This is a genomic window from Stutzerimonas sp. Brlt_14 (genome assembly GCF_051948915.1).
Taxonomy (GTDB): domain Bacteria; phylum Pseudomonadota; class Gammaproteobacteria; order Pseudomonadales; family Pseudomonadaceae; genus Stutzerimonas; species Stutzerimonas stutzeri.
In genome coordinates this window covers 721,243-730,515 of sequence record NZ_JAYJLM010000002.1, presented here as the reverse complement: position 1 = coordinate 730,515, position 9,273 = coordinate 721,243, and the positions used below count along the sequence as shown (strand labels likewise).

Here is a 9,273-nt window from a genome sequence, read left to right as displayed (position 1 = left end):
GCCCTGGAAAAGCGGCCGCGCAGAACTGAGCCTGAACCGAGGCCGGCTGCTCCGATGCAGCCGGTGGCTGTGAAGGCGCTGCGGCGGGGTGAGGTAAAAGTACGGCTGCTGCACTGATACAGCATTGTCGGTGATAGCTTGGCTCGCTAAGCGGACCTGCTGGATGAAAGCAGGCAAGCTCATCTGGCCAAGCATATTGATGATGTTGGAGCCACGTCGTTGGGGGGCCTGGCTGCCGCACCGGAAAGCCTGGAAGGCAGCTGGTGACGGAGAGTGGGCAGGGTAGGGCTTACGGTGGTGCGATAAGGTCACCCTATTTAACGCGGCCTAGCAAACTGCGGTTCCACATTAACCGTCTAAGTCCAAAGACCGACGAGAGGCAAGGTACTCGTTCTTCCTCGTTCCGATCCTACCCAGCCGCCTAGTCAACAATCCTGCCTAAATGACGATTGCTGTTCGTGCCTCTGGCATATTCTCTGGCTGGCGGAGCGGGGAGATGCCTTGCATCCCGGTCAGCTCGAATGAATGAACGGCTGCGTCCGATGCGCGGCATTCGTCATGCAACAAATCGAAGGGCTGCCGTTTGAGTGGATGTTTCGCGCAGCGTGAGGTGCTCGAGTCGTCGACGATTCCGATGTGGGCCGCAGTGTGCCTACGCCCGTCTACAGCAAGCGTCACGGCTGAGCAGAGCCTACTTCGGAAGGTTTGAAGCTGTTCGTACGTTAGCCAGACCTTGCGCTGTAGGAACGGGACCCGCCGCGATAGGCGGCTCTCACTATCGCTTCTGGTGAAAGTCCACCACAACAGCGCCCTTGCCTGAAGGCCCTATCGATTGCTGGATGGCGTCCAGAAGGGTCTGTTGGGTGAACGGCTTGGCCAGGACTTGAAGCTGACGTGGGCTGTCGGCGAGATCGGCGTAGCCGCTGACCACAAGGACAGGCAGCTCTGGCTGCTCGTTTCGCAGCCGGTCCGCCAGTTGAGCGCCGGTCATGCCAGGCATCATGTGGTCCGTTATCAGAATGTCGTAAGCAACACGTTGGGTAAGTAGACCCAATGCCGTTTCCGCACTGTTGACCGCGGTTACCTGGCAGCCGAGATCCTCGAGCATCGAAGCCGTATTGTCCAACACCAGGGGATCGTCATCCACGACCAGGACCGACAGCGATAGCTCGGCAGGGGCAGTTAGCTGTGGGCCGGGGCCAGGTTCGACACGGTCCGACGTTTGCTCGGCCTGTCGCTCTGTGGCGATGGGTAGCCAGATTTCCACTGTGGTGCCCTTGCCGGGGCGGCTGTGGATCTGCAGACGACCCCCGGATTGTTCGGCCAGGCCATGGGCCATCGACAAACCCAGCCCCGTGCCATTGCCGGGCCCCTTAGTTGTAAAAAATGGATCGGTAGCGCGGGCAAGAACTTCCGGCTCCATACCGATACCGTCGTCTCGAACGATAAGAATGACGTAGCCGGGCGCATCGATTCTTCCGGCTTCGGCGGCTGTTCGGGACTGTCCCTCGATGCAGATCGATCCGCCGTCCGGCATGGCGTCCCGGGCGTTGACGACCAGGTTGATCAGGACCATCTCCAGCTGGTTCGCATCGACGTACGCCTGTGGCAGATCTAGCGGAAAACGCAGATCGATGCTGATGTTGGTTTCCACCGAGCGCTTCAAGAGCTCTCGCATCCCGATGACCAGATCTGGCAGTGCGACGGCGCTTGGTCGCAGCTCCTGTTTACGCGCGAAGCTCAACAGACGTTGCACAAGCCCCGCACCTCGGCGAGTCGCCTGCAAGCCATTTTCGATCAGTGATTCGGTACGGGGATCTGACGGCGGCAGCCGTTTGCGCAACAGTTCGAAGCTGCCACCGATGACGGCCAAGAGATTGTTGAAGTCATGGGCGATGCCGCCGGTCAGCTTGCCCATCGCCTCCATCTTTTGCGCCTGCCGCAAGGCCGCTTCAGCCTGCCGGCGTTCCGTCACGTTGATGAGCCCGCCGAGGATAAGCGGCCCGGTAGATGTACGTTCCACCCGGCTCGAGGCCAGCACATCGACGAACGTTCCGGCTCGGGCGACCAAGCGGTACTCCGCGTCTCGGCATTCGCTAGTTTCGAGCAGCGACGGCCAGTCATGCTCGAGGAACTGACGAGACGACGCCTCGGTCATGAAACACACGAGCGGTCTGCCGATCACGTCCTCACGGCGGTAGCCCACCAGTGATAACCACGCATCGCTTACCGATTCGAGACGCCCATCCTGATCCAGGGAGTGCAATGGCAGTGGCGTCTTGCTGTACAACTCGCGCAATCGCTCTTCGCTCAGGCGCAGGGCCGATGCCTCCTGCCAGCTACGACGCGCCTGACGCCTGTCGTACATCGAGGCCACCAGGCCGAAAAACAGAACGATGAAGGTCGCCGCGGATATCGCAACAGCCAGCGATAGCATATCCAGCTCACCGTCATGCGTGGCGCTTATGGCGTCATCCAATGGCGTGAAATGCGCGCCGATCATGGCCACGTAGTGCATGCCGGAGATCGCGACTCCCATTGCCGCAGCCGACAGCGCCTGCCCTGACAGGCTGGTTCCTCGGCCTGATAGCCACAACGCTACCGTCGCGGCGCTGATTGCGATGATGAACGACAGTACCACCCAACCGGTGGCGTAGCTGAGCTCGGCATCTACGACCATTGCCGCCATGCCGATGTAGTGCATTGCACCGATGCCCAGTCCCATGAAAAGGCCACCCAAGCCAAGCGTTCGGGGCGTAATACCGCGCTTGCTTACAGCAAAGAAGCTGATGGCGGTAACTGCGATAGGTACCGCAAAGGATGCGAGCGTCAACGCCAGGTCATAACGGACCTGCATGCCCGGCATGCCGAATGCCAGCATGCCTACGAAGTGCATGGCCCAGATGCTGCCGCCCATGCAGAGGGCAGCGGCGCCGACGAAGGCCTGTCGAGGCCAGCCTTCGGTCTCTCGTGTGCGGCTGGAGAGGTCCAGGGCGGTGTAGGAGCCGGCTATCGCGATGATGACCGACAGTACGACCAGAGAGACGTTGTAAGTGGTATGCATCATGCGGATCAGCTCCCGGTAGCGCAGCGAGAGAAACGTGCACGACGTCGTCTAAGAACTTTGACTCATATAGCGACGATACGTCCCGTCACCGGGCGCCCGATTATCGGTCAAGTACGCGGAGCTTGGAAATTTGCGCGGATCTTTACCTGCGCGCCTCAACGGCTTTTGAACGATCGGCAAGTCTACGCACCTTGAGGATCGCGCCTCCAACACGGTGGGACAACACCGTCGCGGGACGTCGAGCTGACGCGAGCGGGATTGCGAAGTTCGAAGTAAAGCGGTCATCGGGCCCATGCCGTCCCGGCCATATTGCTTATCTGCTGGAACGCCGGCGCGCCTCGAAGCTCCAACAGGACGTCAATGGAGAACACCATCCCGATGCTTTTCGCTTTCCTTAATCTCGCAGACGGTCTTACCCGCGTCCCTTGCCGTTCCGTTTCACGGTTTACTAAGGTCGTGCACGGATGAAAGCCAGCCGATGGATCATCGTGGCCCTGCTGATTGTCGCAGTGGTCTGTTTCTTCGCTTTCGACCTCGGCGAGTACCTCACCCTCGAATCCATCAAGGCCCACAGCGGCGCCCTGAAGGCCAAAGTCCAGGATCATCCATGGTGGGCTGCTGGGGTGTTCTTCGTTGTTTACGCGGCGCTTACGGCGCTGTCGTTTCCCGGTACGGTGGTGCTGACCTTGCTTGCCGGGGCCCTGTTCGGTCTGATAGAGGGGACGTTGCTCGTATCCTTCGCCTCGAATGCGGGGGCACTGGTGGCCATGCTCATCAGTCGTTTCATGCTGCGAGACTGGGTGCAGAAGCGATTCGGCAAGCAGATCGCCGGGATCAACAAGGGGCTGACGCGCGATGGCACCTTCTACCTCGTCTCGTTGCGACTGATCCCCATCGTACCGTTCGTGCTGCTGAACCCAGCGTTGGGTCTGACGCGAATCAAGGTCTGGACCTTTTGGTGGACCACCCAACTCGGCATGCTGCCCGGCAATGCGATCTATGTGAACGCGGGCGAGAAGCTGGTCGCCGTGCGCGCGCTGTCCGACATCCTGTCGCCGAGCATCATCAGCACGCTGGTATTGCTTGCGGTGTTCCCGGTCATCGCCACGCGGCTCCTCACCTATTACAAGGCTCGCAAGGTGTACCGCGGCTGGCGCAAGCCGAAGCGCTTCGATTACAACCTTGTGGTAATCGGTGGCGGTGCGGGCGGGCTGGCGACGGCGCGCATAGCGGCGACCTACAAGGCGCGGGTGTGTCTGGTTGAGCGCGAGCGCCTCGGTGGCGTTGCCATGCATGAGGGCGGTGTGCCAACCAAGGCATTTCGACGCCTGGCAAACGAACTCCATACAAGGCACGGCGGCCAGCCCCCCGTCGAAGCGTTTGGCGAATTGATGATGCAGGTCCGCCAGTTGACCGAGTCCGCCCGGCATCACGCATCGGTCGACGATTGCACGCGGCATGGCGTCGAGGTGGTTGAAGGCGAAGCACGGCTGAGCTCGCCCTGGACGGTCGAGGTGGAAGGCCGCACGCTGACCACCCGGGCGGTCGTCATTGCCACCGGAAGCCGGCCGTGGCTACCGCCTATCCCCGGTCTGGACGCAGTCGAGCCCCTGACCTGCGATACCTTGCTGCAACTGCACGAGCGGCCCGAGCGCCTGCTCATTCTCGGCGGCGGGGCAGGCGCCTGCGAGTTCGCCCAGCTCTTTCAGCGCATGGGTTCCAGGGTCACCGTAGCCAGCCCCGACGAGCGCCTGCTTGACCAGGAAGATGCTGAAGCTGCCCAGGCGCTGACCGCTGCACTGATTGCCGCCGGCATCGACCTGCGCCTTGGACTGACGGCGCAGCGGGTCGAGTCGACCGGCAGTGAGCACCGGCTGATTTGCCGGGCAGGCGAGGGCGAAGAGCAATCGCTGCCCTTTGATCGGTTGTTGCTGATGCTCGGGCAATACGCCGATGTCGAAGGACTGGGACTGGACGAGTTGAAGCTGCATTGTGGCGATGACGGTACGCTGGAAGCGGACGAGTATCTGGCCACGCGTTACCCGAATATCTACGCGGTGGGTAGCGTCGCCGGGCCGTACGGGGCTCCGCATGTGGCGGAGCACCAAGCCTGGTACGCAGCGGTCAACGCGCTGTTCGGCGGGCTCAAGCGGTTCGTGGTAAGCGATCGAGTCCTGCCTCGGGCCGTGTATACCTCGCCGGAGATGGCTACGGTGGGCCTGACCGAACACGAAGCGCGGGCGTTGAAGCTCGAGTTCCAGACGACCCGACTGGACCTGGCGACCCTTCCCGGTGCAGTTGCCGAACGCGCCGAGCAGGGGTTCGTCAAGGTGCTCACCGAGCACGACCACGACCGCATTCTGGGAGTCACCATCGTTGGCGAGCAGGCGAGTGAAACACTGGCCGGGTTCGTTGTGGCGATGAAATACAAGGTGGGCTTGCACAAGCTGGGCGACGCAGTCCAGCTGAGTCCGACCCAGGGTGAAGCACTGCGACGTGTCGCCGAAGCCTGGCGGCAACAGCACCGCTCGCCGAGGATGCTCACCTGGGCCGAGCGGCTGAACCGCTGGCGGGTCGAGAGGTAGACATCAACCTGGCTGTAGTTGCTGTCACTGGTGTTTGCGCCGCATTCACCTAGGTCGAGCGATCATCGAATCGACGGCTGCGGCTGGAGTCCGACGACACTGGCGAGCACCGGCACGGGGGTGGTCCGCGCCTGCCGTGCTCGCCGAACCAGGAAGGATCGCTCGAATGACCGGCGTCCGATCATCAGCAGCGTCCGTTACTCCCGCTGTCCCGACTCGAGCATCGTTTCCGGCCGCACCCACTGATCGAACTCTTCACTGCTCAGGTAGCCAAGCTCCAGCGCTGCCTCTCGCAAGGTGGTGCCTTGCGCATAGGCCTTCTTGGCGATTTCGGCCGCTCGGTCGTAGCCGATATGCGGATTCAGCGCAGTGACCAGCATAAGGCCGCGCTCGAGATGTTCTGCCATGCGTGCCGGGTCGGGCTCGAGGCCGGTGATGCAGTGGGTATTGAAGTTGCGACAGCCGTCGGACAGAAGCCGAATCGACTGGAGCAGATTGTGGATGATCACCGGCTTGAACACGTTGAGCTGCAGATGACCCTGGCTCGCTGCGAAACTGATGGTCATGTCGTTGCCCATCACCTGGCAGGCGAGCATGGACAGCGCTTCGCACTGGGTCGGGTTGACCTTGCCAGGCATGATCGAGCTGCCAGGCTCGTTGGCTGGCAATCGCACTTCGGCGAAGCCTCCGCGAGGTCCTGAGCCGAGCAGACGAAGGTCATTGGCGAGTTTCATCAAGGCGACCGCCAGCGTCTTCAGCGCGCCGGAGAGCGCGACCAGTGGCTCGTGGCCGGCCAAGGCGGCGAACTTGTTCGGTGCCGAGACGAACGGCAGGCCGGAAAGGGCGGCCAGCTCGGCTGCGACCGCTTCGGCGAAGCCATGTGGCGAGTTCAAACCGGTACCTACTGCGGTGCCGCCTTGCGCCAGTTCATAAACAGCCGGAAGGCACTGGCGAATCGTCCGCTCGGCAATGTCGAGCTGAGCGACGAATGCCGACATTTCCTGGCCGAAGGTGATCGGCGTGGCGTCCATCATATGGGTGCGCCCGGTCTTGATTAGCTTGTTGTGCCGCGCGGCCAGTTCGGCCAGCCCGCCGGACAACTCGGCCAAAGCCGGAAGCAGCTCACCGTGGACCGCCTTGGCAGCGGCGATGTGCATCGCTGTGGGGAAGCAGTCGTTGGAGCTTTGCGCGCGATTGACGTGGTCGTTGGGATGCACGGGAGACTTGCCGCCACGCTTGCCACCGGCCAGCTCGTTGGCGCGTCCGGCGATGACCTCGTTGACGTTCATGTTGCTCTGCGTGCCGCTACCGGTCTGCCAGACCACCAGCGGAAACTGGTCGTCGTGCTGGGCATGCAGGATCTCGTCGGCGGCCTGTTCGATCAGTCGCGCGACGTCAGGCGGCAGGTCGCCGATGCGGTTGTTGACCCTGGCTGCCGCCTTCTTGATCAGCGCCAGCGCATGCAGCACCTCGATCGGCATGCGCTCGGCACCGATTGCGAAATTGCTCAGCGAACGTTGCGTCTGGGCACCCCAGTAAGCCTGCTCCGGTACTTCGACCTGCCCCAGGCTGTCGGTTTCTATACGCGTCATGCCATGCTCCTGCTCGATATTGCTGGTTTAGGCCGCCTTGCGGTGCCGGCGGTTCCATAGCCCGCCGGTCGTTGCTTGAGGCATTGGAACTCTCGGCGCAGAATGTGTCCGTTGAGGGCTACCTATCGCCTTCCCAAGGGACTTCCAATGCCAACCTTACGTACCCAGGCGTTGCGCTGTGCAATGCTGTTGTTCTGCATCAGCTCTTCGGCATTGGCCGACACCGCCAGCCACGCCAGCAGCGCGGAACGTTTCCTCAAGCTGGCGAACGCCGATCGGCTTGCGGTGCCTGTCTATGCACAAGTACAGCAGATGTTCGCGCAGCGTTTCGCCGAGGCTCAGGCGCCCGAGAGCAAGAAGGCGATGCTCGAGCGCTATCAGGCCCAGGCCAACACCGCGCTGGACAAGGCCATAGGCTGGGACAAGCTGAAGCCCGATCTGGTGTCCCTCTATACCAGTCAGTTTTCCGAAACCGAGTTGAATCAGCTGATCGATTTCTATCAGTCGCCACTGGGCAAGAAGATGCTCGCCAAGTTGCCGGAGCTCAATGCACGGTCTGCCCAGCTAACCCAGGCCAAACTCGAAAGCGCGGTGCCGGAAGTGAACAAGCTGTTGGCCGACATGACGGCCGAACTCGAAAAACAGAAGCCTTGAGAGAGCAGGCAATGCGCAAACTCGATCTGATCCAAAACGCCCTGCAGGTTCTGCAGCCCGAGCACCTGGAAGTGCTCGATGAAAGCCACACTCACAGCCGCGGCCTGGAGACGCACTACAAGGCGGTCATCGTCAGCGAGCAGTTCGCGGGTCTGAACTCGGTCAAGCGTCACCAGAAAGCCTACGCCGCCATGGGCCCGCTGATGCAGCAGATCCATGCACTGGCCCTGCACACCTACACGCCGGAAGAATGGGCCCAGCAGCGTGTGGCTCCGGCATCACCGGTTTGCGCCGGTGGGCATAAATAGAGGCGACAACGGACGGGAAACATCCCGGATGTTCTTTGCTAGAATCGCGCTCGCGCCGGCCCACGCCGGCGCTTTCGTTTGTATCCGGTCCACCCTTTACGCGGGTGACCACTGGTGGAAAACCCCATGACACGAAAAATCGCTGTGGCAGCGCTTTACAAGTTCGTATCGCTGCCGGACTACGTCGCCTTGCGTGACCCTCTCTTCGCGACGCTTACCGAAAACGGCATCAAGGGCACCCTGTTGCTGGCGGAGGAGGGTATCAACGGTACGGTATCCGGCACCCGCGAGGCGATCGATGCGCTGCTCGACTGGTTTCGCCGTGACCCTCGCCTGGCTGACATCGACCACAAGGAATCCTACTGCGACGAACAGCCGTTCTATCGCACCAAGGTGAAGCTGAAGAAGGAGATCGTCACGCTGGGCGTACCCGGTGTCGATCCCAATCAGCGGGTCGGTACCTACGTCGAGCCGCGGGACTGGAACGCGCTGATCGACGATCCCGAGGTTCTGCTGATCGACACCCGCAACGACTACGAAGTGGCGATCGGTACCTTCGAGGGCGCGATCGACCCGCAGACCAAGTCGTTCCGCGAATTTCCCGATTACATCAAGGCGCATTACGACCCGGCGAAGCACAAGAAGGTCGCGATGTTCTGCACCGGTGGCATTCGCTGCGAAAAGGCCTCGAGCTACATGCTCGGCGAAGGGTTCGAAGAGGTCTATCACCTCAAGGGCGGCATTCTCAAATACCTGGAAGAGGTATCCGAGGGCCAGTCGCGCTGGAAGGGTGACTGCTTCGTGTTCGACAACCGGGTCACCGTTCGCCACGACCTCAGTGCCGGTGAGTTCGACTTGTGCCATGCCTGCCGCGCTCCGCTGTCCGTGGATGACCGGCAATCGGAGCACTACGCTGCGGGTATCAGCTGCCCGCATTGCTGGGACACTCTGAGCGAGAAGACGCGAGCCGGTGCGCGCGAACGGCAGAAGCAGATCGAACTGGCCCGCCAGCGCAACCAGCCTCACCCCATCGGCCGTGATCCGCGGGAGCAGGAACGCTGATTCAC

Annotated in this window: 6 protein-coding genes; 4 read left to right on the top strand and 2 right to left on the bottom strand. The window is 61.8% G+C overall.

The features are described from left to right. Nucleotides 1-775 precede the first annotated feature (775 nt). Nucleotides 776-3,067 (bottom strand): MHYT domain-containing protein, encoded by a 2,292-nt coding sequence (locus VF716_RS07180; RefSeq protein ID WP_011912838.1) that lies wholly within the window; start codon nt 3,065-3,067, stop codon nt 776-778. A 464-nt stretch (nt 3,068-3,531) separates the two neighbouring features. Between VF716_RS07180 and VF716_RS07175 the strand changes: the two genes are divergently transcribed. Further along, on the top strand, nt 3,532-5,652 hold the full coding sequence (locus tag VF716_RS07175; protein ID WP_011912839.1) for an FAD-dependent oxidoreductase: 2,121 nt from the start codon (nt 3,532-3,534) through the stop codon (nt 5,650-5,652). Nucleotides 5,653-5,849: 197 nt separating this feature from the next. Here the strand turns inward: VF716_RS07175 and VF716_RS07170 are convergent, their stop codons facing one another. Then, nucleotides 5,850-7,244: a class II fumarate hydratase gene (locus VF716_RS07170; protein ID WP_011912840.1), complete on the bottom strand. Its 1,395-nt coding sequence runs from the start codon at nt 7,242-7,244 to the stop codon at nt 5,850-5,852. A gap of 147 nt (nt 7,245-7,391) precedes the next feature. On the opposite strand from VF716_RS07170, the gene VF716_RS07165 reads away from it, so the two are divergent. The 3 genes from VF716_RS07165 (at nt 7,392) to trhO (ending at nt 9,268) form a co-directional block, all read left to right on the top strand. Further along, on the top strand, nt 7,392-7,898 hold the full coding sequence (locus VF716_RS07165) for a DUF2059 domain-containing protein (protein ID WP_037005484.1): 507 nt from the start codon (nt 7,392-7,394) through the stop codon (nt 7,896-7,898). A gap of 11 nt (nt 7,899-7,909) precedes the next feature. Further along, entirely contained in the window at nt 7,910-8,206 is a 297-nt protein-coding gene (locus VF716_RS07160) for a BolA family protein (RefSeq protein WP_013982451.1), read from the top strand. Between the two features lie 126 nt (nt 8,207-8,332). Continuing rightward, entirely contained in the window at nt 8,333-9,268 is a 936-nt protein-coding gene (gene trhO / locus VF716_RS07155; protein ID WP_126526408.1) for an oxygen-dependent tRNA uridine(34) hydroxylase TrhO, read from the top strand. Nucleotides 9,269-9,273: the final 5 nt, after the last annotated feature.

Coding starts and splice junctions, on each gene's coding strand:
- VF716_RS07180 (WP_011912838.1), bottom strand. CDS start 3,067: ATGATGCATACCACTTACAACGTCTCTCTGGTCGTACTGTCGGTCATC.
- VF716_RS07175 (WP_011912839.1), top strand. CDS start 3,532: ATGAAAGCCAGCCGATGGATCATCGTGGCCCTGCTGATTGTCGCAGTG.
- VF716_RS07170 (WP_011912840.1), bottom strand. CDS start 7,244: ATGACGCGTATAGAAACCGACAGCCTGGGGCAGGTCGAAGTACCGGAG.
- VF716_RS07165 (WP_037005484.1), top strand. CDS start 7,392: ATGCCAACCTTACGTACCCAGGCGTTGCGCTGTGCAATGCTGTTGTTC.
- VF716_RS07160 (WP_013982451.1), top strand. CDS start 7,910: ATGCGCAAACTCGATCTGATCCAAAACGCCCTGCAGGTTCTGCAGCCC.
- trhO (WP_126526408.1), top strand. CDS start 8,333: ATGACACGAAAAATCGCTGTGGCAGCGCTTTACAAGTTCGTATCGCTG.